Consider the following 21817-nt stretch of genomic DNA (forward strand, 5'->3'; position numbering starts at 1 on the left):
CCCGAATCCGGGTACTGCTTTAATACTGTTGGCGGAGTGGACGGGACTCGAACCCGCGACCCCCGGCGTGACAGGCCGGTATTCTAACCAACTGAACTACCACTCCAACCGCAAAACTTTGGTGGGCGTTGACGGAGTCGAACCGCCGACATTCTGCTTGTAAGGCAGACGCTCTACCAACTGAGCTAAACGCCCTGAATCCTTTTCGCTGCTGCGTTTGCGTTTCAGCGAGGAGGCGAATTAAAACACAGGGTTTAAGCTTGCGCAAGTGGTCTACCCGCAAATTTTTGCAACCGGCGGCAATTTCGAATAAATGCTCCAAAATTTAATGTTTTTGTCAGACAGAAAGGTGACGCCGACTTTGCCGCTAAGGTATCATGCCGCCATTAGCTATTTATCGGATGACGTTACGAATGAAGCCGACCTTTCTCGATTTTGAGCAGCCTATTGCCGAGCTCGAGAACAAAATAGAAGAACTTCGCTATGTTCAGGACGATTCCGTGCTGGACATCTCCGAGGAGATCGCGCGCCTGCAGAAGAAGAGCCAGGACTTGACCAAGTCCCTCTACGCCAAGCTGACGCCGTCTCAAATCGCCTTGGTGGCGCGCCATCCGCAGCGCCCCTACGCGCTCGACTATATAGAGAGTATTTTCACCGACTTCGAAGAGCTGCACGGCGACCGCGCGTTTGCCGACGACGCCGCCATCGTGGGCGGTCTGGCCCGTTTCAACGGCCAGTCGGTGATGGTCATCGGCCAGCAGAAGGGCCGGGACACCAAGGAAAAGATCCGCCGCAATTTCGGCATGCCGCATCCGGAAGGCTATCGCAAGGCCCTGCGCCTGATGAAGCTGGCCGAGAAGTTCGGCATCCCGGTGGTCACCTTGGTGGACACTACCGGCGCTTGGCCCGGCATCGGCGCGGAAGAGCGCGGCCAATCCGAGGCCATCGGCCGCAATCTCTATGAAATGACCCGTTTGCGCGTGCCCGTCATCGTGACGGTGATAGGCGAGGGCGGTTCCGGCGGCGCGCTGGCCATCGCGGTGGGCGATTGCGTCAATATGCTGCAATACGCCACCTACTCGGTGATTTCGCCGGAAGGCTGCGCCTCCATCTTGTGGAAGACCGCCGAGCGCGCGTCCGACGCCGCGGAAGCCCTGGGCATCACCGCGCCGCGCCTGAAGACGCTGGGCTTGATCGACCGCGTGGTCAACGAGCCGGTGGGCGGCGCGCATCGCGATCACGCTCAGATGATGGCGACGCTGAAGCGCGTGCTGCAGGAAGAGTTGAAAGACTTGACCGGCAAGCCGATCGACGAGTTGCTGAAAACCCGTTTCGACAGATTGATGAGTTATGGCCGCTTCAAGGAAGCCGCAGCCTGACCCGCTCGAATCTCTGTTAAGCCATTGGCCGGACGAATTGTCCGGCCAATGTGCTTTTGAGGTGGGCTTGAGCGGCGGCCTGGATTCGGTGGCGCTGCTGGCGCTGCTGTGCCGCGCGCGCGAGCGCCGTCCGGAGCTGGAGATCCGCGCGGTGCATGTGCACCACGGGCTGAGCCCGAACGCCGACGCCTGGGCCGAGCACTGTCGCGCCTTGTGCGCGTCGCTGGGCGCGTCTTTGCGGGTGGAGCGGGTAAAGCTGGTCCTGAGCGGCGGCGACAGTCTGGAAGCGGTGGCCCGCGAGGCGCGCTACCAGGCGTATCGGCGTTCCGCCGCCGGCGTGGTGGTCTTGGCGCATCATCTGGACGACCAGGCGGAAACCGTGCTGCTGCAATTGCTGCGCGGCGGCGGCGCGCGCGCTTTGGCGGCGATGCCGGCCTTGCGCAAGCTGGACGCGGACGGGCCCTGGCTGTGGCGGCCCTTGCTGGGCTTGCGCCGGCGGCAGCTGGAGGCGTTTGTTCAGGCGCAGGGCCTGAGCTGGGTTGAGGACGAGAGCAATCAGGACGAGCGCTGGCGGCGCAATCTGCTGCGTCAGCGGCTGCTGCCGCAGCTGGAGGCGGCGCTGCCGGATTATCGCCGGCATCTGACGCGCTCGGCCGGCTTGCTGGCGGACGCCGCCGCGGTGCTGGACGAGGTGGCGGCGCAGGATCTGGCCGCTTGCCGGCGCGAAGGCGGCCTGGACCTGATCCGCTGGCGCGGCTTGTCCGCGGCCAGGCAACGCCAATGCCTGCTGGCCTGGCTGCGCGGTTTGGCCTGGCCGGCGCCGGAGCCGGACGCGCTGGCGGAGTTCCAGCGCCAGGCGCTGGAGGCCGGCGCCGCCAGCTGTCCGCGGCTGAGTCTGGCGCGGGGCCTGTTATACCGTTATCGCGACGGCCTGTTTGCCTTGCCGGCGCTGCCGGCGCCGGCGGCCGTGTCGCTGGGGGCGGTGGAGCCTGAGGCGGAACGCCTGGTGCAAGAGTGGGGCGGGACGCTGAGCTGGGAGTGGCGGCAAAGCGGCCTGCCGGCGGAGGCCTTGGCGCGGGGTTTGAGCCTGCGGCCGCGCGAGGGCGGCGAGCGGCTGGCGGCCGGGATGGGGCGCAAGCCGGTGAAGAACTTCCTGCAGGAGGCCGGCATCGCGCCACCCTTGCGCGAGCGCTGGCCGCTGTTGTGCGACGCCGACGGGCGCGTGCTGGCGCTGCCCGGCGTGGCGGTGGACGCCGAACTGGCCTGCGGGCCGGGCTGGTGGCCGCTGTGGCGGCCGCTGTCGGCGGAGCCGCGTTGACGTGAAAAACGCCTGCCGATCCGGCAGGCGTTTTGCATTTGCAATCTGATGTCTCGCGATGCGCAGCGGACTTTGCGCAAATTCTCAGGCGGCGTTCAGCGGCAGGCTGACGATGCCGGCATCGTCCAGGCGCAGATAGCCGCCCTGGTTTCCGTGCCAGTCCTGGATCACCCAACGCTCGGATTCGCCGTGTCGGTGGACCGCGGGGCGGTGGGTATGGCCGTGGATCAGAGTCGGCCAGTCGTGGGCGGCCAGCAGCGCCTCGACCGCGTCGGCGGCGACGTCCGAAATCTCGCTCAGGCCGTTCTGTTGTTTGCTCATCTCGCTTTGCTGGCGCGCCTGACGCGCGATCGCGTGGCGCTCCGCCAGCGGCCGCGCCAGCATCGCCTGCTGCCACTGCGGGTTGCGGCTGACGGCTCGAAACTGCTGATAGGCGGCGTCGCCGGTACACAGCGCGTCGCCGTGGCTGAGCAGGCAGCGGCGGCCATGGGCCTCGATCAAGCTTGGATCGTCCAGCAGCCGCGCGCCGCTGCGCAGACAGAAGCCCTCACCCAGCAGGAAATCGCGGTTGCCGTGCATCACGTACAGCGGCGTGGCGGCGGCGAAGGCGCGCATCGCGGCCAGCGGCGTTTCCAGGAACGGCGAATCGTCGTCGTCGCCCACCCAGTATTCGAACAGATCGCCCAGGATGTAGAGCGCGTCGATCCGGCCTTGCCAGGCTTGCAGCGTGTCCAGAAACAAGCGGTTCAGCGCCGGAGTGTCGTCCGCCAGGTGCAGATCGGAAATGAAGTGAATGGCCATGTCGCGTGCGGATGAGTTGAAGCCCGGCCGGACGGCCGGGCTGGAAGCGCGCCGCGCGTCGCGCGGCGTCGGCGAATCAAATGATTTCGGCTTTCTCGATCACCACGGCTTCCGCCGGCACGTCCTGATGCGGGCCGCTGCGACCGGTGCGCACCGCCTTGATGCTGTCCACTACGTCCTGGCCTTCCACAACCTGGCCAAACACGGCGTAGCCCCAGCCTTGGGCGCTTTCCGATTTGAAATCCAGGAAGTCGTTGTCGGACACATTGATGAAGAACTGGGCGGAGGCCGAGTGCGGGTCCATGGTGCGGGCCATGGCCACGGTGTAGGCCTTGTTGGCCAGGCCGTTATTGGCCTCGTTCTCGATCGGCGCGTTGGTCGGCTTTTGCGACATGTCGGCGGTGAAGCCGCCGCCCTGGATCATGAAGCCGTTGATCACGCGGTGGAAGATGGTGCCGTCGTAATGGCCGCTTTTTACGTACTCTTCAAAGTTGGCGGCGGTTTTCGGGGCCTTGTCGGCGAACAGTTCCAGCACGATGGCGCCGAAGTTGGTGGTCAGTTTGATCATGGTGTTTCCTTGATGACGGGCAGGCCGCGTGGGGCCTGCCGGTATGAAAGAGGTTGTAGAAAAGCTTAAGGCTTGATGGTGACTTTCTGGATCACGATGGGCTCGAACGGCACGTCGCCCATGCCGTTCATGCTGCCGGTGCGGGTCTTGGCGATGCGGTTGACCACGTCCATGCCGCGGGTCACTTTGCCGAACACCGCATAGCCGGCGCCCTGGGGCGTCGGGGATTTATAGTCGAGGAAGTCGTTGTTGGCCACATTGATGAAGAACTGGGCGGTGGCGGAATTCGGGTCCGCGGTGCGGGCCATGGCGATGGTGCCTATGCCGTTCTTCAGGCCGTTGCTCGCCTCGTTGGCGATGGCGGCGCGGGTGGGCTTCTGGTTCAGCTTGGTGTCGAAGCCGCCGCCCTGGATCATGAAGCCGTCGATCACGCGGTGGAACACGGTGCCGTTGTAGTGGCCGGCCTTGGCGTAGGCGACGAAGTTTTCCACGGTCTTGGGGGCTTTGGCCGAGTCCAGCGTAATCTCGATATTGCCCTTGTTCGTGGTCATTTCCACTGTCGGCGAGGCCAGGGCCACGGCGGGCAGCGCGCTCAACGCCAGCATGCTCAGCATTCGTTTCATGGTTGCTTTATTCAACAGGGTTATGAGGAGCCGCCAATATTAGCACAGCCTTTTGATTCAGCGCATGGCGCGGCTGTCTTATGCTTTTAGCCTAAGGCGGACTTCTTGTTTTTTTAAAAAATAGTATTTAGACTCCACCCCCTAAAAATTGTGTGATCGCTATCTATTTGGATGGCATATTTTCGCACGCAAGCTCGGTTTCCAATAACAAAGGCGGCAGCCGCCGCCGGGGTAGATATAAAAAAATGAAAGCATTCGCACCTTCCGCTGTTCGCCTCATTCCCGCGCTGGTGGCCGGCCTGTTGGCCGCCGCGCCGCTGGCTCAGGCCGCCGGCTTCCAATTGTCCGAGCAAAGCGTGGCCGGCCTGGGCCGCGCCCACGCCGGCGCCGGCTTGGTGGGCGACGACCTGTCCGCCGTCTTCTACAACCCGGCCGGCATGACCTTGATTGAAGGCACCCAGGTGCAGGGCGGCTTCACCTACGCCGAAATCGACGCGCCGTTCGAAGGCAAGGGCGGCTTCCCGGCCGCGCGCCAGGGCAGCGACAACGGCCGCGCCAAGGCCGAATTCATCCCCAACGCCTATCTGGTGCATCAGTTGAGCGAACGCGCCCGCCTGGGCCTGGGCATCACCGTGCCCTTCGGCCTCGGTGCCAGCTATGACGACAACTGGGTGGGCCGCAACCACGGCATTTCCAGTTCCATCATGACCGTGGACTTCAACCCGTCCTTCGCCTACAAGCTGGACGACAAGTGGAGCTTCGGCGCCGGCGTGTCGGCGCAGTACGCCAAGGCCGATCTGAAGCAGGGCGCCTTCTTCCCGGGCGCCACCGGCGAGATCGACGCCGACAGCTGGGCCTACGGCTACAATCTGGGCCTGATGTACGCGTTCAACCAGGACAACCGGGTTGGCCTGTCCTATCGCTCCAAGCTGCACCATAAGGCGCGCGGCGACTATACCGCCAGCGGTTTCAACCGTCTCGGCATTCCGGGCATGACCAATCTGGATGGCGTGTATGCCGGCGCCGCCGACGTCACCACGCCGGAATCGCTGCTGTTGTCCGGTTTCAGCCGTCTGAACAGCAAGTGGGCGCTGAGCGCCACCGCGCGCTGGACCAACTGGAGCCGCTTCGATCAGCTGGTGATCAAGGGCAATCCGATGGCTGAAACCGTGATCGACAATCACTGGAAGGCCAGCTGGCTGTTCTCGGTGGGCGCCGACTACAACTTCAACGAGCAACTGACGCTGCGCAGCGGCGTGGGCTACGAAACCAGCCCGGTGCGCAACGCCAGCTACCGCAATCCGCTGATTCCGGACACCGACCGCGTCTGGCTGAGCCTGGGCGCCAGCTACAAGGCCAGCAAGCAGCTGACCGTGGACGCCGGCTACACCTATCTGATGGGCGTGGGCGACCGCGACGTCAACCATACCGCTAAGAGTCCTCGGAACAACATCGACACGCTGCAAGGTTCTTACAGCTCCATCCGCGGCCACTTGCTGGGCGTGCAGATGCAGTACAAGTTCTGATTCAGGCAAGCCTGACCGTCCCGCCGCCGCCGGCTTCGCCCGCGGCGGTTTTTTCATGTCCGGGGGTGCGGTTTGTCCGGCGGCAGGCTAGAGTAGGGCGCTGTGTTTCACTGAGCGTCCATTCCCATGTCCGTTGCCCCCTCCCCATGGCTGCGGCTGAGCCCGCTGGCTGGCCTGTTGCCCTATCTGCGCCCGTACCGGCTGCGCGCCTGGCTGGCCTTGCTGGCCCTGATCGTGGCCGCCGCCGCCACCCTGTTGCTGCCGGTGGCGTTTCGCTTTCTGATCGACCATGGTTTCAGCCAGCGCGCGGCGGCGGACATCAACCGCTATTTCCTCGGCCTGTTCGGCGTGGCGGCGGTGCTGGCCCTGGCCACCGCGCTGCGTTTTTATTGCGTGTCCTGGCTGGGCGAACGCGTCACCGCCGACATCCGCCGCGCGGTGTATCAGCATGTGATCCGGGTCAGCCCGGAATACTTTGAAGTCACCCAGACCGGCGAGGTGCTGTCCCGGCTGACCACCGACACCACTCTGGTGCAGACCGTGATCGGCACCAGCCTGTCCATGGGGCTGCGCAACGCGCTACTGATGCTGGGCGGCCTGGCCATGCTGATGGCCACCAGCCCCAGTCTGACCGCCTACATCCTGGTGACGCTGTTGCTGGTGGTCTTGCCCATCGTGGTTTTTGGCCGCCGGGTGCGGACCTTGTCCCGTTCCAGCCAGGACCGCATCGCGGACTCCAGCGCCATCGCCGGCGAAACCCTGAACGCCATTCCCACGGTGCAGGCCTTCAATCAGCAGGCGCGGGAGAGCCGGCGCTTCGGCGCTTCGGTGGAGACGGGTTTCGACGCCGCGCTGGCGCGCATCCGCGCGCGCTCCTGGTTGACGGTGGCGGTGATCCTGCTGATCTTCGGCGCCATTGTCTTCGTCTTGTGGCTGGGCGCGCACGCGGTGCTGGAAGGCGCGATGAGCGCCGGCCAGCTGGGCCAGTTCATCCTGTACGCGGTGGTGACCGCCGGCGCCATCGGCGCGCTGGCGGAGGTGTGGGGCGATGTGCAGCGCGCGGCCGGCGCCACCGAGCGTCTGATGGAGCTGCTGTCCCTGCGTTCGCCGGTGACGGAGCCGGCCGCGCCGCGCGCCTTGCCGGCCGGGCCCGCCGGCCTGGCGTTGCGCGACGTCGATTTCGCCTATCCGTCCCGCCCCGGCCAGCCCTCGCTCAGCGGCATCCGGCTCAGCGTGCGCCCCGGCGAGCACGTGGCGCTGGTGGGGCCGTCCGGCGCCGGCAAGTCCACCTTGTTCCAGCTCTTGCTGCGTTTTTACGATCCGCAGCAAGGGCAATTGCTATTGGGCGGCGTGGACGTGCGCGAGCTGTCCTTCGCCGATTTGCGCGGCCATGTGGGCGTGGTCTTGCAGGATTCGGTGATCTTCGGCGCCAGCGCGCTGGAGAACATCCGCTACGGCAAACCCGAGGCCAGCGACGAGGAGGTGCGGGCCGCGGCCCGCGCCGCCGCCGCCGACGGCTTCATCGAGAAGTTGCCGCAGGGCTACGACACCTATCTGGGCGAACGCGGCGTGCGCCTGTCCGGCGGCCAGCGCCAACGCATCGCCATCGCCCGCGCCATCTTGAAGAACCCGCCTTTGCTGCTGCTGGACGAAGCCACCAGCGCGCTGGACGCGGAGTCGGAACAACTGGTGCAGCAGGCGCTGGAGCGCGCCGCGCAAAACCGCACCACCCTGGTGATCGCCCACCGGCTGGCCACGGTCAAGCAGGCGGACCGCATCGTGGTGCTGGACCAGGGCCGCATCGTGGCCGAAGGCAGTCACCAGAGCCTGTTGGCCGACTCGCCCTTGTACGCGCGGCTGGCGGCCTTGCAGTTCGCCGCCGGCGGGGAGGGGTGAGGCAGCGTCCGCTTAAGCATAATGAATAGTCTATGCTCCATGGATGAACGGCCGCCGCGCGGCGCCGAGACCCGTGATGGAGCGAAGACATGAAACTGGCTGTCCGTTTGGGGGGCGTGGTGTTGTGCGCCGGGCTGGGCCTGTGCGTGGTGGCCGGATTCGCCTTGCACACCTTGCGTTCCACCCTGCTGGAGGACCGCAAGGCGCAGATCGGCAGCCTGGTGCACCTGGCGGGCCAGCAGGTGGCGATGTACCAGAAGCAGGAGCAAAGCGGCAAGCTCAAGCGCGAGGAGGCGCAGCGGCGCGCGGTCGAAGCGATGTCCGGACTGCGCGACAAGGGCAACTACGTGTTCGCGCGCGACGCGTCGGACCTGGTGCTGGTGCACCCGGACCGGCGCAAGCTGGGCAAGCGGGACACCGGCGGCAAGCTGCCGGACGGCCGCACCCTGGTGCAGGCCTACCGCGACGCGCTGTCGAACGGCGATTTCGGCTTTGCGCTGGTGCGCACCAAGCGGCCCAACGGCAACGAGGTGCTGCCCAAACTCAATGCGGTGATGCGGATACCGGACTGGAACTGGACCATAGGCACAGGCGTGTTCATGGACGATGTGGAAAGCCAGTTCAACGGCCTGGCGCTCAAGCTCTCCGGCATCGGCCTGGCGGTGTTGGCGGTGGTGACGCTGCTGGCCTGGCGCGTGGCCGCGTCCATTTTCCGCTTGATCGGGGGCGAGGCGGAGGCGGCCGCGGCGACGGCGCGGGCGATGGCGGCCGGCGATCTGAGCCAGACATTGGAGCGCGCGCCGAGCGAGGGCAGCCTGATGGACGCCTTCGCCGGCATGCAGCGCAGCTTGCGCCAGCTGATCGAACGTCTGCAGGACGGTTCCGCGCAGCTGGAGCGTTCGGTGGGCGGTTTGTCCGGACGCATGCAGCAGATTCACGGCCAGGTGGAGCAATCGGCGGCGGCCAGCGCCGGCGCCGCGGAAACCACCGCCGGCATGCTGGACGGCGTGGCGGAGGTGTCGCGCCGCAGCGCGGAGAGCGAGTCGGACTCCGCCAACGCCTGCGCGCTGGCGGACGAGGGCGAAGGCCTGGTGCGCCGCGCGGCCGAGGAGATCCAGGCGGTGTCCGGCCAGGTGGCGGCGGCCTCCGGCTGCATAGGCGAACTGGCCGAGCGCTGCCGCGCGATCGACGTCACCGCCGCGGTGATCAAGGACATCGCCGACCAGACCAATCTCTTGGCGCTGAACGCGGCGATTGAAGCCGCGCGCGCCGGCGAGCTGGGCCGCGGCTTCGCGGTGGTGGCGGACGAGGTGCGCAAGCTGGCCGACCGCAGCGGCGAGGCCACGCGCCAGATCGCCGCCACCATCCAGGCGATTCAGGCGGACACCGATTCCGTGGTGGCCAGCATGGGCGAGGTGGGGCCGCGGGTGGACAGTGGCGTGGCCATGGCCCGGCAGGCCGCGGACGCCTTGCAGCGCATCCGCGGCGGCGCGCAGTCCGCGCGCGACAATATCCGCGCGGTGGCCGGCGCCGCCGCGGCGCAGGCCGAGGCCAACCGCGAGGTGGCCGGCAATATGGAGCAGGTGGCCGGCCTGGCCGGACAGACCCGCGCCACCGCCCTGGCGGCCGAGGCCGAGGTGGAAGCGCTGGAGACGCTGGCCGCCGGGCTGCGGCAGGCGGCGGCCAGCTTCAGGCTGTGAGGCGGGCGGTGGTACACTGCCGGCCTCGCGATCAAATCAAAAGGATGGCCATCTTGTCTGCCCACGCTCCGGAAGCCCAAGCCGCGCTCGACCCCACGCCGCTGCTGGCGCAATTATTGGCCGCCCACGGCCTGCCCTGCCAGGAGGCCAAGGGCTGGCTGCTGCCGCAGGGCCAACTGCCGGCCATAGGCGCTCACTGGACGCCGGGCGAGAACAACGGCCGGCTGGACATCCACGTGCTGTTGGAAAACGACATCCGCTTGATGGAAAGCTTCGCCGGCCTGGGCGCGGGCCGGGAAGGGCTGAACGACGCGCTGGAAAATTTCAGCGCCAATGTGCTGCACGTGTTGCTGGCCGGCCTGTGGGGCGTCCGCGACGAAGCGCAAGTCACCGAACGGCGCTGGGAAATCGCCGGCCGCGACTATATGGCCTATATCGGCAATTTCGGCCTGCGCGGTGCCGCCGAGCGGCTGGAGCAAGCCTTGTTCGAGGCGCTGTTCCGCCAAGCCACCGCCGCGCTGCGCGCGGAAACGCTGTCCGGCGACGCGCATTGGACCCGGCTGTTCTTTTGCAATCTGAACGGCGAGTTCGTCTCCGAGGCGCTGCTGGACAATCAACGCTGGGAAGCGGGTCTGAGCCTGTTGGGCGCCTTGCCGTGGCCGGCGGCGCAGGGTTATTACAGTCTGCGCCATTTCATGCTGCTGCGCGCGGTGTGAGGCGGCTGCGGAGCGTAAATCGTGAACAGCTATCAGACTGCTCAAAGTCTTGCGAGCAAGGGCGAGACAAGGCGAAAACGAGCGAAAAAGCGGAATGTACTCGTGGTACATGAGCATTTTGAGCGGGTACTCACCGTGCAACGCTTCACGACGCGCAGCAGACCTTGAGCAGGTTCTCAGGCGCGGTAGCCGTCCGGGTCTATGCCGTGCTTGGCGAACTTGTTGTACAGGGTCTTGCGCGGAATGCCCAGCAGCTCCGCCGCCTGCATCACCTGGCCCTGGGTGCGCAGCAGCGCCTGCTCGATCAATTGCTTCTCGTAGGCGTCCACCCTCGCGTCCAGCGCGCTGGGCGCGTAGGCCGCGGCTTCGCCGTCGTCCGGCGCCACGCCCAGCACATAGCGCTCCGCCGCGTTGCGCAGCTCGCGCACATTGCCCGGCCAGGTCTGCGCCTGCAGGCGGCCCAATAGCGCCGGCGGCGTGTCCGGCGCCGGGCGGTCGAAGCGCGCCGCCGCTTGCTCCACGAACCATTGGAACAAGTCCGGGATGTCCTCGCGCCGTTCGCGCAGCGGCGGCAGCCGCAGCGACACCACATTGAGCCGGTAGTACAAGTCTTCGCGGAAGCGCCGCTCCTGGCTGGCCAGGGCCAGATCGTCCTTGGTGGCGGCCACCACCCGGCAGTCCACCGGGATCAGGCTGTTGGAGCCCAGCCTTTCCACCACCCGCTGTTGCAACACCCGCAAGAGCTTGGCCTGCAAGGCCAGCGGCATGCCTTCGATTTCGTCGAGGAAGAGGGTGCCGCCGCTGGCGTACTCTATCTTGCCGATGCGGCGCTTGAGCGCGCCGGTGAAGGCGCCGGCCTCGTGGCCGAAAATTTCGCTCTCGAAAATGGATTCCGGCAGGCCGGCGCAGTTCAGCGGCACGAAATGACGCTCGCGGCGACGGCTCCAGGCGTGCAGCGCCTGCGCCACCATTTCCTTGCCGGTGCCGGTTTCGCCGTGGATCAGCACGTCGGCGTCGGTGTCGGCGACATTGGCCAGCGTCTCGCGCAGCGCCTGCATGGCCGGGCTATGGCCGATCAGCACCGGTCCGTTGCTGCGCGCCAGGCTGGCGCGCAGTTCGCGGTTTTCCAGCGTCAGCCGGCGCTTGTCCAGCGCGCGTTGCACCGTTTCGATCAGCCGGCCCGGCGCATAGGGCCTTTCGATGAAGTCGTAGGCGCCGGCGCGGGTGGCCGCCACCGCCATCGCGATGTCGCCGTGGCCGGTGACCAGGATCACCGGCAGTTCCCGGTCCTGGTTCAGCGCCTGTTCCATCAGCTCCAGGCCGCTGAGGCCGGGCAGGCGCACATCGCTGAGCAGGACGGCGCGCTCGTCGCGCCTCAGCGCGGTCAGCGCGCTTTCGGCGTCGGCGTAGGCCTGCACCGGCAGGCCGGCCAATTCCAGCGATTGCAGCGTGGCCATGCGCACGGCCGGGTCGTCTTCAACGTAGATCACGCCCGCGCGGACGTTGGGGGAGGGTTTCATGAGGCGGACTCGCAAGGCCAGTTGATGATGAAGCGGGCGCCGCCGTCCGGGTGGTTGCAGGCTTCGATGCGGCCGCCGGACTGTTCGACGATTTCCTGCACGATGGCCAGCCCCAGGCCCAGGCCCTGGCCGCGCGGCTTGGTGCTGTAAAAGGGCTCGAACAGATGCGGCAGATCGGCGTCGGCGATGCCGGGGCCGTGGTCGCGCAGGCGGAATTCCAGCATGCCCGCCTTGTGCAGCAGGCTGATTTCCAGCCGGCCTCGCCCTTGCTGGCGCATCGCGTCTATGGCGTTGCCCAGCAGATTGGTGAACACCTGCTCCAGGCCGATGGCGTCGCAGGCGATGTCGGGACAGCGTGGCGGCAGGTCCAGCTCCAACTCCACCCGGGCCTCGCGCAGCGCCGGCTGCAGCAGGGTCAGCGTGTCGCGCAGCGCGGCGAGCGGATTGGTCTGGCCCAGCGGGCCGCGGTGGCGGCGGGCGAAGGTTTTCAGATCCCGGGTGATGTGGGCGATGCGCTCCACCAACTGGGAAATCTGGCCCAGATTGTCGCTGGCGTCGTCCGGGCGGCCGCGTTGCAACAGGGTCACCGCGTTGTCGGCGAAGGCGCGCAGCGCCGCCAGCGGCTGGTTGATTTCATGGGCGACCCCGGCCGCCATTTGGCCCAGCGCCGCCAGCTTGCTGGCCTCGGCCAATTGGCCGCGGGTGATGCGCAGGCTGTTTTCCGTCTGGATGCGCTCGCGGATTTCCGCCGACAGCTGGGTGTTGCTCAGCGCCAGATCGCGGGTGCGTTCCGCCACTTTGCGTTCCAGCTGGTCGTGGGCCTGCTGCAAAGCCTGTTGCGCCGCCAGTTGCTCCCGCAGCCGGCTCAGCCGCAGCCGCCGGTAATGCCACAGCGTCAGCAGGCCCAGGCCGCTGGCCAGCAGCGTGCTCATGATGGCGAGCAGGGTGAGGTTGCGGCCGTGCATGTCCACCAGCAAGGTCAGCGTCCAGCCGGTTTGCGGCAAGGTTTGGCGGATTTGCAGATAGCGGCCGGCCAGCAGCTTGCGCTCGCTGTCCGGCGCCAGCCAGGCCTGTTCGCGCCAACCCGCGTGCGGTTGCAGCAGCGCGAAGGGATGCAGTTTGGCGCCCAGGTATTGGCGGGTGGCATCGATCTGGCGGCGCACCGCCGGCGGCAGCGGCTGCCAGGTGGCGAACTTCCAGTCCGGGTTGGCGCTGAGGAAGGCCACGCCGTGGCGGTCGCTGACCAAGACCGGCTCCGCGCCCTTGCGCCAGGCTTCCTCCAGCGGCGCCAGGCTGACCTTGACCACTGCCACGCCCACGACGCGGCGGCCGGACAAGACCGGCCAGGACAGGAAATAGCCCGGCTCGCGGCTGGTGCTGCCTATGCCGTAAAAGCTGCCGGACCGGCCGGCCAGCGCCTGCTGAAAATAGGGACGGAAGGCGTAGCTGTTGCCGACGAAGCTGTACGGCGACATCCAGTTGCTGGACGCCAGCGCGATGCCGTCCACGTTGACGATGAAGAGCGCCGAGGTGCGCGACTGCCGGTTCACCTGTTCCAGATAGCGGTTCAACGCCTCCACCCGCCGCGGATTGCGCGGGTCCGCCAGCAGGTTGAGGATGTCCTGGTTCAGCGCCAGCACATAGGGCAGGTAGCGGTATTGCTCCAGCGTGGCGCCGAGGTTGGCGGCGTGCATCTCCGCCCGATGCCGGCCCTCGCGCTCCGCTTCGGTCAGCAGCATGCGGCTGGCCAACACCCAGCCGCCGCCCAGCGCCAAGGCCAGCAAGAAGAGGGAGGGCAGGCTTTTCAGCAGGAAACGCAACGCGCGTGCGAGCATGGCGGCGGATCGGAAATCGGCGATGCCTCAGTCTACCGCAGCTTGCAGTTCCGCGGCTTCGTGGCGTGAATGTTCCTCCATCACCAGCCGGGTCAGCTCCCGTTTCAGATCGTTGAAGCCCGGCGCGCTGGGGTCGCGCGGGCGCGGCAGCTCCACCCGCACGTCGCGCTTGATGGTGCCGGGGCGGTAGGTCATCACCACCACCCGGTCCGCCAGGTAGATGGATTCCTCGATGCTGTGGGTGACGAAGATGATGGTCTTGCCGCTCTCCTGCCAGATGCGCAGCAGCTCGTCCTGCAAGGAGCGCCGGGTCAGCGCGTCCAGCGCGCCGAAGGGCTCGTCCATCAGCATCACCGGCGAATCCAGCGCCAGCACCCGCGCAATCGCCACCCGCTGGCGCATGCCGCCGGACAGGTCCTTGGGGAAGCGGTGGCGGAAGTCGCGCAGGTGCAGCTTGTCCAGCAGCGGCTCCACCGCGGCGCGGATCTCGGCCGGGGAGCGTTTCTGGATTTCCAGGCCGAAGCCTATGTTCTGTTCCACCGTCATCCACGGAAACAGCGCGTACTCCTGAAACACCATGCCGCGGTCCGGTCCGGGCGCGGCGACGCGTTGTCCGGCCACCAGGATCTCGCCGCCGCTGGGCGGCGCGAAGCCGGCGATGGCGTTGAGCAGCGTGGATTTGCCGCAGCCGGACGGGCCCAGCAGGCAGACGAACTCGCCGGGCTGGATGTCCAGCTGGATGTCGCGCAGGGCGATTACGTCGCCGCCCGGCGTCTTGAATACTTTTTGCACCTGTTGCACTTCGATCTGGGCGCTCATGCCTCATCCTTCCATGTCGCGCAGCAGTGGGGGCCGCTGTTGCGCGAATTCGTTCTTTGCGCCGCACCCGCGTCGAAGCGGGTCCGGCGGTGCATTGTGATCAGAGCCTGTTCAATGTTCCGCGCGCTAGGGCGAGACAAGGCGACAACTGCCGAGAAAGCGGAATGTACGCGTGGTACATGGGCATTTCTAAGCGGCGCTCACCTTGAGACGACCCACAACGCGCAGCGGACATTGAGCGGGTTTTTACTGGTCGATGCCGCGATGCCATTTCAGCAGGCGGTTGTTCAGCCCCTGCATCAGCATGTCGATCAACAGGCCGAGAATGCCGATGGTGACCATGCCGGCGATGACCTTGTCGGTCCAGAAATACTCGCGCGCCTCCATGATGCGGTAGCCGACGCCGCTGTTCACCGCGATCATCTCCGCCACGATCACCACGATGAAGGCGGTGCCCATGCCCACCCGCGCGCCGGTGAAGATGAAGGGCGTGGCCGCCGGCAGGATTACCCGGCGGAACAGGGTGGCGTGGCTGGCGCCCAGATTGCGCGCGGCGCGGATATAGATGCCGTCCACATTGCGCACGCCGGAAATGGTGTTCATCAGGATGGGGAAGAAAGCGCCTATGGTGATGAGGAACACCGCCGGCGGATTGCCCAGGCCGAACCACAGGATGGACAGCGGGGTCCAGGCGATGGGCGGGATCGGCCGCAGGAACTGGATCAAGGGGTTGAAGGCCCGGTACACCGGGTCGCTGACGCCCATGAACAGCCCCAGCAGCAAGCCCAGGCCGCCGCCCAGCGCAAAGCCCAGCACCACCCGCCACAGGCTGGCCGCCACGTCGTGGACCAGCTCGCCGGACAGCAGCCAGGCGAGATAGCCGCCGGAGGCCGGATCGTAGGCTTCCAGCGGCTGCCAGTAAGCCAGCCACTTTTGCAATACCGCCAGCGGCGAGGGCAGGATTTGCGGATTGATCCAGCCCAGGCTGGAACTGGCCTGCCAGATCAGCACGATGGCGATGGGCACCGCCAGGCTGGACCAGGCCTGGCCCAGCCGGGAAAACACAGTCTGCTGCATGATTTGCTCCCGCCGCCGTCAATTAACCTTGAGGTCCTGCTTGGCCTTGCTCAGCAAGTCCAGCTTCACCCAGTCCGCCGCCTTGGGCGGCTTGGCCATCTTGCCGATGCCGTACTGCTGCATCATGTCGGTGGTGGTCTGGATATGGGCCACGCTCAGATCGTAGCTGTACGGGGAGTTGGAGATCGCGTCCTGGAAATCGTCGGCGCTGATCTGGTTCTTGAACATATTCTCGCGCACGTATTTTTCCGCCAGCTTGGGGTTCTTGATGAAGGTGTTGGTGGCCTCCACAAAGCATTTGATCAAGCGTTCCGCCACGCCGCGGCGTTCCTTGTACATTTTCTCCGTCATCACCAGGGTGCGGATGGGCTCGCCCAGCGGGGTGTCGTAAGGCTTCAGCACTTCCACGCCGAAGCCCTTGTTGATGGCCTGGGACGACTGCGGCTCGGACTGGCTCATCGCGTCTATCTGCTTGCCCATCAAGGCCTGGTTCAGATCGGCGAAGGGCATGTAGATCACCTGCACGTCCTTGCCCGGTTTGTCGGACCAACTGAGCTTGTATTTGGCCAGCTCCGCCGCCAGCAGCAGCTCCTGCGCGCCGCCGCGCGCCACGCCCACTTTCTTGCCCTTCAAATCCTTGACGCTCTTGATGCCGCTGTCCTTGGCGGCCACGATGCGCGCGCCGCCCTTGGCGAAGCCGGCCACCGCGAAGATGGGCGCGCCGCCGGCGCGGCCGGCCACCGCCGCGTCCGCCGCGCTGGCGGCGATATCCACTTCGCCGGCGACGATGGCCGGCATGATGTCTATGCCTTTGGCGAACATGCGCTCCTCGATCTTCAGATCGTATTTGGGCGCAATCTCCTTCATATAGCTGATGGCGCCGTAGTGGGCGAACTTGAGATTGCCCAGGCGGACCACGTCGGCGGCGAGGGCGGGCAGCGAGAGGCCGCCGCCCAGGGCGGCGAGACAGAGCCAGGTGCGGATGCGTTGCATGGTGTTTCTCCTTTGCGGGTATGGGGCCGGGCGGAGCGCGGCAACCTTCTATTTATACGACGTTTGCATTTAAACGACGCGGCGACGCGGAGCGAGGCCGCGAGGTGGTTCTTATTAGGCAAAGCGCGTGCCAGCTCACTTCATCGTTAAACTGTTGATTTTCATGGCTTGCGCCGGGAGCGCGTGGCCGGATTCAGCCAGCGCCGCCGGCGGCTGTGCCAAAAGCGGCTCAGTCGTCGGCGGCGCAATAGCTGCACTTATTCAGTATCGGCCAAGCGTTTTGCCGTCTGCTGGCGCAAGGCGTCCTCCCGGAGCTTGATGCGGTCGATGTAGCCGAAGATGTCGATGGGGAAGATCAGCACCTGTTCGACCAAGGCGAAGAAGCCGGCCCAATAGCCTTGCTCGGGGCCTTGCACCGAGAAATCGACGTCGGCGGCGATGCGCGCCAGCAAGGCGCGTTTCGGGACGTCGGGATTGTCCTGCAGGTACTGGATGAAATGGCCGGCATATTCGCGTCCCAGCAAATAGGCCTGGCGATAATCGTCGGCCGGCGGCACTTGCCAGCAATGGACTTGAGGATGGTCCGGCAAGCGCGCGGCGAAGGGCAGTTCCTGATAGGAAACGGGTTTGAGATTGGGGCGGTAATGGCGGCGAATCGGGTATTTGACGGACATGCGCGCACTCCTGTTGATTCAGGCTGCCGATGGGGCGACGGGCAGCCGCAGGCTCATGGCAGGCGCATGGCAGGATTGGAGTTCCGGCGCCACGGTCCGGCGGGTGCGAGCACCCTCCCACCACGGCCTGCCCGTTTTAGGTATGGCTGAAGGGTGCAAGGGCACGGACCAAGCGGTTGCGGCGCTTGGGCCGAGGCGGCGGGACCAGACTCCAATCTGGGCGCTGCCGGTTGGGGCGGCGCGTTTGCGATTGTGCCTAGCGGAGATGAGGGGGTCAAGGCGGCATCGGCGCCTGGACCGCTGATTGAGCCGCCCGGCCCGGGACCGGGCGGCGGCCGGGTCTTCTAGGCGTAAAACCGGGATTGCCCCTGCCAGGCGCTGGCGACGAAGTCTTGCACATGATCCAGGAATTTGTCATGGCGGCCCAGGCGGCTGTCGTCGGCCTGGCGGTTGGCCGGCAGCAGATAGAGCTGGCCGACGTGGCGCACCGGCAACAGCCCGTCCAGCGCCGGCACCAGATCGCCCTGGACGCAGTAATGACGGATATGGGCCGCGGCCGCGCGCGCCTGATCCAGATCGTTGCCGTGCCGCGCCAGCAGTTCGTTTTGCAGGCCGCGGCCGAACTGGGCGCTGCTGAAGCACTCGGCGTGAACGGGGCGCTGCGGGGTGGACAGCTGCATCGCCGCGTAGGCGGCCATGCCGCCGCCCAGCGAGTGGCCGCCGGTGCTGACGGTGTAGCCGGGCTCGCCGCTGCGCATCAGCGGCAGGCCGGCGGCCAGGCTTTGCAGCTTGCGGGTGAGCTGGGCGGCCTGGGCGTAGCAGGCGGGACGGCCGCCAAAGGCGGCGTTGCCGATGTTGGCGCGCCACTGCCGCGCCACGCTGGCCAGGTTTTTCAGATTGCGCTGAGCGAGGCCGCCCACGCCGCGGCCGCTGGTGGTGCCGCCGAAGACCAGGCGGATGTCCCCCTCGGCCTTGTTGCGGAACACATAGGCCACCAGGCCGCTTTCCGGGTCCATCAGGCGCGCCTGCTGGGGCTGAAACTCCAGTGTGCTGCCCTTGGCCAGCAGCCGCGCCAGTTCCGCGTCCGGGCTCCATTGGGTGGCGCGCAGGCTGTCCAGATCCCGGCTATAGGGGAAGTTGGCGAGCAGGGCGCTGTCCTTGAGTCTTTGCCGGGCCGGCTCGGGATTGAGCCGCTCCAGCGGCTGCGGCGCGCAGAGACCGTCCAGCGGATTGGCGCGCGGCGCGGTCCGTGTCGGGGCGGGGGCGTCCGCGCGGTTGGCCGTCTGGCTGAGCCGCGTCTTTATCGGGCTGGCGGCGGCGTGGGAGCGGGCGGGTTCGTCCGCTGCCGTGGTTTGGGGCGCGGCGGCGCGGGAAGCTTGAATGAGCATGATGGGCAGACGCGTGAGAAGGTTGATCGCCGCATGCTAAAGGGACGCGGACGGCTTGCCTTGCAGATTTTACTCAGCCGGCGGTTACGGTTCCGTGATAATGACGGATTCGGGATGAATCCGCGGTGAACGGGAAGGGGGAACAATGGAGGTGGAGACGGAGCGTTTATGGCTGCGCCAATGGCGGGACGAAGATCTGGCGCCCTTCGTCGCCATGGGGCGGGATCCGGAGGTGATGCGTTATTTTCCGGCGCTGCTGAGCGCCGAGGACAGCGCGGAAGGCATGGAACGCCAGCGCGGCTTGATCGCGACGCGCGGTTGGGGGCTATGGGCGCTGGAGGAGAAAGCGTCCGGGGACTTCCTCGGCTTCGTCGGCCTGGCGGTGCCGCGCGCGGAATTGCCGTGCATGCCCTGCGTGGAGGCGGGCTGGCGGCTGCGGCGCGCATCCTGGGGCCGGGGCTACGCCTCCGAGGCCGCGCGTCGGGCGCTGGCCTTCGGTTTCGAGACCTTGGGCCTGGACGAAATCGTGTCTTTCACCGCCTTGCCCAATCTGCCGTCGCAGCGGCTGATGCAGCGGCTGGGCATGCGCAACGCCGGACGGGATTTCGATCATCCGGCCCTGGAGCCCGGGCATCCGCTGCGGCGGCATTGCCTGTATCTGTTGTCGGCGGCGGAGTGGGCCGCGGCACCGCCCGAGGCTTGAAGCCGGGAGGGAGAACCGCCGCCGTCAGGCGGCTTTTTTATTGCCCGCGGCATGGCGGATAGGCTGCTTTTATGCGCGATGAGCGATTTTTGCAATTTCAGGCGGAACCCTGAGTTTAGGCTCTAGTCTATTAGAATTTTATATTACGCTTATTTATTGGCGTGAACGGGTGGCAGCCCGATCCGCGCCTCATCGTCCATGAGCCTGTTCCAAAGCGGCGCTCGCCGCGGCGGATTTTGAACAGACCTGAAAGCGACCCATGCCTCCCTCCTGTTTCTAATCTCCATTGGAGTCCGTGATGACCCAAAGCTTTACTCGGCGTTCGCGCTGGCTAAGCGGCCTGGCAGCCGCCGGCCTGCTGCTGACGCCGCCGGCGATGGCCGAAACCTTTGTGCCCGACACCCTGTTGAAGTCGGTGCTGTATTACAAGACCAAGAACCGCAGCCAGGGCGATCTCGGCGGCGACAAGATCGCCAAGGACTTCCTGAAAACGCCGGGCTCGGCCTACTCCGATCTCAATCTCCAGCCGCCCATCATCAATTCCATTGAGTGGAATAACGCGCTCAGCGATTTCAACCGCTACCACCGCGTCAATCTGAGCATGGACGATTCGGTCAAATTGTTCGCCAGCGAGGCGGGTCTGAACAAGGCCTTGCCGGGCGCGGACGTGGATCTGAACCGCCGCCGCGCCGGCTATCGCCAGGATGAGGACAAGCTGGTGTTGGCCAATGCCTTCAAGGCCGGGGTGGACGGCGACATCTTCTACAAGAGCCTGGACGTGTTCGGCTACGGTTACAGCACCATCGCCGCCAAGTTTGCGGTGGCGGCGCAATTGCTGCGCGACGCGACGCAGAAAGTGCCGGCGGCCAAGCAGTTGCAGAACGGCATCCGCAAGGAGGTGCTGGACCGCTATCTGAGCAGCGCCACCACCGGCGTGAACAGCCTGTCCGAATACGACAAGCACTATCTGATGAACCTGCTGCACAACGAGGTGCGGCGCACCCGTTTCAATTCGTCCGGCTTCAAGAGTGGCCAGTTCCAGCCGGCCGCGCAGTTCCGCGTGGCGCGCCTGGCCGCGGCCTATCAGGACCGCAAGGGCTATCTGTTCGACTTCCCCTGCGCCAAGGACGGCAAGAACCTCTACCCGGAGAGCAGCGGCAAGCTGTGCTACGCCAATATGACCGACCAGAAGCTGAGCGACTGGTATCGCAAGCTCTATCAGCAGCAAATGAAGCCGCATCCGCCGTCCGAACAGGAAAGCAGCGGCTTCCAACGGCTGGCCAAGCTCTTGCTGCCGATCGCGCTGCTGATGGAGGGCATGGCGGCGATGGAGTTCTTCTCCACTTTGGAGGCGTCCGAATTGGGGGCCGAAGCGGCCTTGACCGAAGAGGAAGTGGCGGCCACAGAGTCCGGCTATCTCAGCCGCTTCTGCCGGATTTGAGCTTGGCGATCAAGCAATGCGAACAGGATTGAAGATGACTATGCGTACATTCAAGCAAGCGCGCAGGGCGGCGGCGGCCGTTCTGATGCTGGCCTTGTCCGCCGCGGCGCTGGCGGGCGCGACGGTGGACATCAGCAAGGTGACCGACAAGAACAGCCTGGTGCCCGGCGAACTGGTCAACGCGATGGAGTTTCACGTCAACGGCGTCAGCGGCGCGGCCAAGGCCAATCCGCCGTCCTCGTCCAAGCTGAAGAAGCTGGAGACCAAGTGGCGCGGAGCCACGGTGGCCCGTTTCGAGTACAACTATCCGGGCGGCACCCGCGTGTACAACGCGATGTCCGGTCAGGACACCGCGGATTTGCTGTACGAGGCCAATTCCCCGGGCCATAAGGCCTACTCCGGCTATCTGCGCCAGAGCAGCGTGGAAAAGGCCGCCACCAATGTGAACGTGCCCAATGGCAAGCTGTCCGCTATCATAGACAAGCAGGCGACGGACGCGGAGCTGAAGGCCTTGAAAACCTTTGAGAAGGACATCCTGGACGGCGCGGTGCCGCGTGGCGGACGCATGGTCGGCTATATCTCGCAAGCGCCGTGCGCGTCTTGCGACAATGTGATCCGCCAACAGTTGGCCAATCAGACCGACTACGTGTCCGACATCAAGATCTCTTATCTGCCCAAGGCGGCGGAGGAGGCGGAAAACAGCGGGGCGCGCGAGTTGGCGCATGAATTCAACGGACGTCGGCTGCAGTCCTTGAAGGAGAACGTGATGTCGCTGCGCGGCAACGCGGCGGCCAGGCTGAACGTGGGCGGCGGCACCGCCGGCTGCTTGTAGCCGCGGGC

The 21817-nt window shown here is 66.0% G+C and carries 19 protein-coding genes and 2 tRNA genes; 9 read left to right on the plus strand and 12 right to left on the minus strand.

What is annotated here, in order from left to right:
* Positions 1–29 precede the first annotated feature (29 nt).
* Both DB032_RS06015 and DB032_RS06020 read right to left on the minus strand, forming a co-directional pair.
* Positions 30–106 (minus strand) — tRNA-Asp (locus DB032_RS06015).
* A 13-nt stretch (positions 107–119) separates the two neighbouring features.
* Positions 120–195, minus strand: a tRNA-Val gene (locus tag DB032_RS06020).
* Between the two features lie 218 nt (positions 196–413).
* Between DB032_RS06020 and DB032_RS06025 the strand changes: the two genes are divergently transcribed.
* Entirely contained in the window at positions 414–1379 is a 966-nt protein-coding gene (locus DB032_RS06025; RefSeq protein ID WP_107798665.1) for an acetyl-CoA carboxylase carboxyltransferase subunit alpha, read from the plus strand.
* Between the two features lie 37 nt (positions 1380–1416).
* Positions 1417–2697, plus strand: coding sequence for a tRNA lysidine(34) synthetase TilS (gene tilS, locus DB032_RS06030; RefSeq protein WP_233246656.1), 1281 nt, complete (start codon positions 1417–1419; stop codon positions 2695–2697).
* A gap of 84 nt (positions 2698–2781) precedes the next feature.
* Here tilS and DB032_RS06035 read toward each other — a convergent pair whose 3' ends face one another.
* From DB032_RS06035 to DB032_RS06045, 3 genes are all read right to left on the minus strand, one after another.
* A complete protein-coding gene (locus tag DB032_RS06035; protein ID WP_107798667.1) occupies positions 2782–3498 on the minus strand; it encodes a UDP-2,3-diacylglucosamine diphosphatase in 717 nt (238 codons plus the stop codon).
* Positions 3499–3574: 76 nt separating this feature from the next.
* Positions 3575–4066 carry a peptidylprolyl isomerase gene (locus DB032_RS06040; protein ID WP_107798668.1) on the minus strand — a complete coding sequence of 164 codons (492 nt, stop codon included), beginning with the start codon at positions 4064–4066 and terminating at the stop codon, positions 3575–3577.
* Between the two features lie 65 nt (positions 4067–4131).
* On the minus strand, positions 4132–4689 hold the full coding sequence (locus DB032_RS06045; protein ID WP_107798669.1) for a peptidylprolyl isomerase: 558 nt from the start codon (positions 4687–4689) through the stop codon (positions 4132–4134).
* A 245-nt stretch (positions 4690–4934) separates the two neighbouring features.
* On the opposite strand from DB032_RS06045, the gene DB032_RS06050 reads away from it, so the two are divergent.
* From DB032_RS06050 to DB032_RS06065, 4 genes are all read left to right on the plus strand, one after another.
* The gene (locus DB032_RS06050) at positions 4935–6215 is read left to right on the plus strand and encodes an OmpP1/FadL family transporter (RefSeq protein WP_107798670.1); all 1281 of its coding nucleotides are present in this window, start codon (positions 4935–4937) and stop codon (positions 6213–6215) included.
* A 126-nt stretch (positions 6216–6341) separates the two neighbouring features.
* Positions 6342–8111, plus strand: a complete 1770-nt coding sequence (locus DB032_RS06055; RefSeq protein WP_107798671.1) for an ABC transporter transmembrane domain-containing protein — start codon at positions 6342–6344, stop codon at positions 8109–8111.
* 89 nt (positions 8112–8200) lie between these two features.
* A complete protein-coding gene (locus tag DB032_RS06060; protein WP_107798672.1) occupies positions 8201–9811 on the plus strand; it encodes a methyl-accepting chemotaxis protein in 1611 nt (536 codons plus the stop codon).
* A gap of 53 nt (positions 9812–9864) precedes the next feature.
* Positions 9865–10527 (plus strand): DUF6348 family protein, encoded by a 663-nt coding sequence (locus DB032_RS06065; RefSeq protein WP_146176586.1) that lies wholly within the window; start codon positions 9865–9867, stop codon positions 10525–10527.
* A gap of 176 nt (positions 10528–10703) precedes the next feature.
* On the opposite strand, the gene DB032_RS06070 is transcribed toward DB032_RS06065, so the two are convergent.
* The 7 genes from DB032_RS06070 to DB032_RS06100 form a co-directional block, all read right to left on the minus strand.
* Positions 10704–12047 carry a sigma-54 dependent transcriptional regulator gene (locus DB032_RS06070; RefSeq protein ID WP_107798674.1) on the minus strand — a complete coding sequence of 448 codons (1344 nt, stop codon included), beginning with the start codon at positions 12045–12047 and terminating at the stop codon, positions 10704–10706.
* Positions 12044–13882: an ATP-binding protein gene (locus DB032_RS06075; protein WP_107798675.1), complete on the minus strand. Its 1839-nt coding sequence runs from the start codon at positions 13880–13882 to the stop codon at positions 12044–12046. Before DB032_RS06075 ends, DB032_RS06070 begins: the two co-directional genes overlap by 4 nt.
* A 27-nt stretch (positions 13883–13909) precedes the next feature.
* Positions 13910–14701, minus strand: a complete 792-nt coding sequence (locus tag DB032_RS06080) for an ABC transporter ATP-binding protein (RefSeq protein WP_081545119.1) — start codon at positions 14699–14701, stop codon at positions 13910–13912.
* 246 nt (positions 14702–14947) lie between these two features.
* A complete protein-coding gene (locus DB032_RS06085; RefSeq protein ID WP_107798676.1) occupies positions 14948–15778 on the minus strand; it encodes an ABC transporter permease in 831 nt (276 codons plus the stop codon).
* 18 nt (positions 15779–15796) lie between these two features.
* On the minus strand, positions 15797–16771 hold the full coding sequence (locus DB032_RS06090; protein WP_107798677.1) for an ABC transporter substrate-binding protein: 975 nt from the start codon (positions 16769–16771) through the stop codon (positions 15797–15799).
* A gap of 257 nt (positions 16772–17028) precedes the next feature.
* A complete protein-coding gene (locus DB032_RS06095; protein ID WP_107798678.1) occupies positions 17029–17445 on the minus strand; it encodes a hypothetical protein in 417 nt (138 codons plus the stop codon).
* Between the two features lie 344 nt (positions 17446–17789).
* Positions 17790–18833 (minus strand): hypothetical protein, encoded by a 1044-nt coding sequence (locus DB032_RS06100; protein WP_107798679.1) that lies wholly within the window; start codon positions 18831–18833, stop codon positions 17790–17792.
* 145 nt (positions 18834–18978) lie between these two features.
* Between DB032_RS06100 and DB032_RS06105 the strand changes: the two genes are divergently transcribed.
* The 3 genes from DB032_RS06105 (at position 18979) to DB032_RS06115 (ending at position 21809) form a co-directional block, all read left to right on the plus strand.
* Positions 18979–19536, plus strand: a complete 558-nt coding sequence (locus tag DB032_RS06105) for a GNAT family N-acetyltransferase (RefSeq protein ID WP_107798680.1) — start codon at positions 18979–18981, stop codon at positions 19534–19536.
* Positions 19537–19834: 298 nt separating this feature from the next.
* Positions 19835–20977 carry a hypothetical protein gene (locus DB032_RS06110; protein WP_107798681.1) on the plus strand — a complete coding sequence of 381 codons (1143 nt, stop codon included), beginning with the start codon at positions 19835–19837 and terminating at the stop codon, positions 20975–20977.
* A gap of 34 nt (positions 20978–21011) precedes the next feature.
* Positions 21012–21809 (plus strand): hypothetical protein, encoded by a 798-nt coding sequence (locus DB032_RS06115; protein WP_146176587.1) that lies wholly within the window; start codon positions 21012–21014, stop codon positions 21807–21809.
* The last annotated feature ends 8 nt before the right edge of the window (positions 21810–21817 follow it).

The organism is Chromobacterium sp. Panama (assembly GCF_003052555.1).
GTDB lineage: Bacteria > Pseudomonadota > Gammaproteobacteria > Burkholderiales > Chromobacteriaceae > Chromobacterium.

Excerpts from the sequence above, each read along its gene's own strand:
- DB032_RS06025 (WP_107798665.1), top strand. The coding sequence starts at position 414 with ATGAAGCCGACCTTTCTCGATTTTGAGCAGCCTATTGCCGAGCTCGAG.
- DB032_RS06035 (WP_107798667.1), bottom strand. The coding sequence starts at position 3,498 with ATGGCCATTCACTTCATTTCCGATCTGCACCTGGCGGACGACACTCCG.
- DB032_RS06040 (WP_107798668.1), bottom strand. The coding sequence starts at position 4,066 with ATGATCAAACTGACCACCAACTTCGGCGCCATCGTGCTGGAACTGTTC.
- DB032_RS06045 (WP_107798669.1), bottom strand. The coding sequence starts at position 4,689 with ATGAAACGAATGCTGAGCATGCTGGCGTTGAGCGCGCTGCCCGCCGTG.
- DB032_RS06050 (WP_107798670.1), top strand. The coding sequence starts at position 4,935 with ATGAAAGCATTCGCACCTTCCGCTGTTCGCCTCATTCCCGCGCTGGTG.
- DB032_RS06055 (WP_107798671.1), top strand. The coding sequence starts at position 6,342 with ATGTCCGTTGCCCCCTCCCCATGGCTGCGGCTGAGCCCGCTGGCTGGC.
- DB032_RS06060 (WP_107798672.1), top strand. The coding sequence starts at position 8,201 with ATGAAACTGGCTGTCCGTTTGGGGGGCGTGGTGTTGTGCGCCGGGCTG.
- DB032_RS06070 (WP_107798674.1), bottom strand. The coding sequence starts at position 12,047 with ATGAAACCCTCCCCCAACGTCCGCGCGGGCGTGATCTACGTTGAAGAC.
- DB032_RS06075 (WP_107798675.1), bottom strand. The coding sequence starts at position 13,882 with ATGCTCGCACGCGCGTTGCGTTTCCTGCTGAAAAGCCTGCCCTCCCTC.
- DB032_RS06080 (WP_081545119.1), bottom strand. The coding sequence starts at position 14,701 with ATGAGCGCCCAGATCGAAGTGCAACAGGTGCAAAAAGTATTCAAGACG.
- DB032_RS06085 (WP_107798676.1), bottom strand. The coding sequence starts at position 15,778 with ATGCAGCAGACTGTGTTTTCCCGGCTGGGCCAGGCCTGGTCCAGCCTG.
- DB032_RS06090 (WP_107798677.1), bottom strand. The coding sequence starts at position 16,771 with ATGCAACGCATCCGCACCTGGCTCTGTCTCGCCGCCCTGGGCGGCGGC.
- DB032_RS06095 (WP_107798678.1), bottom strand. The coding sequence starts at position 17,445 with ATGTCCGTCAAATACCCGATTCGCCGCCATTACCGCCCCAATCTCAAA.
- DB032_RS06100 (WP_107798679.1), bottom strand. The coding sequence starts at position 18,833 with ATGCTCATTCAAGCTTCCCGCGCCGCCGCGCCCCAAACCACGGCAGCG.
- DB032_RS06105 (WP_107798680.1), top strand. The coding sequence starts at position 18,979 with ATGGAGGTGGAGACGGAGCGTTTATGGCTGCGCCAATGGCGGGACGAA.
- DB032_RS06110 (WP_107798681.1), top strand. The coding sequence starts at position 19,835 with ATGACCCAAAGCTTTACTCGGCGTTCGCGCTGGCTAAGCGGCCTGGCA.
- DB032_RS06115 (WP_146176587.1), top strand. The coding sequence starts at position 21,012 with ATGACTATGCGTACATTCAAGCAAGCGCGCAGGGCGGCGGCGGCCGTT.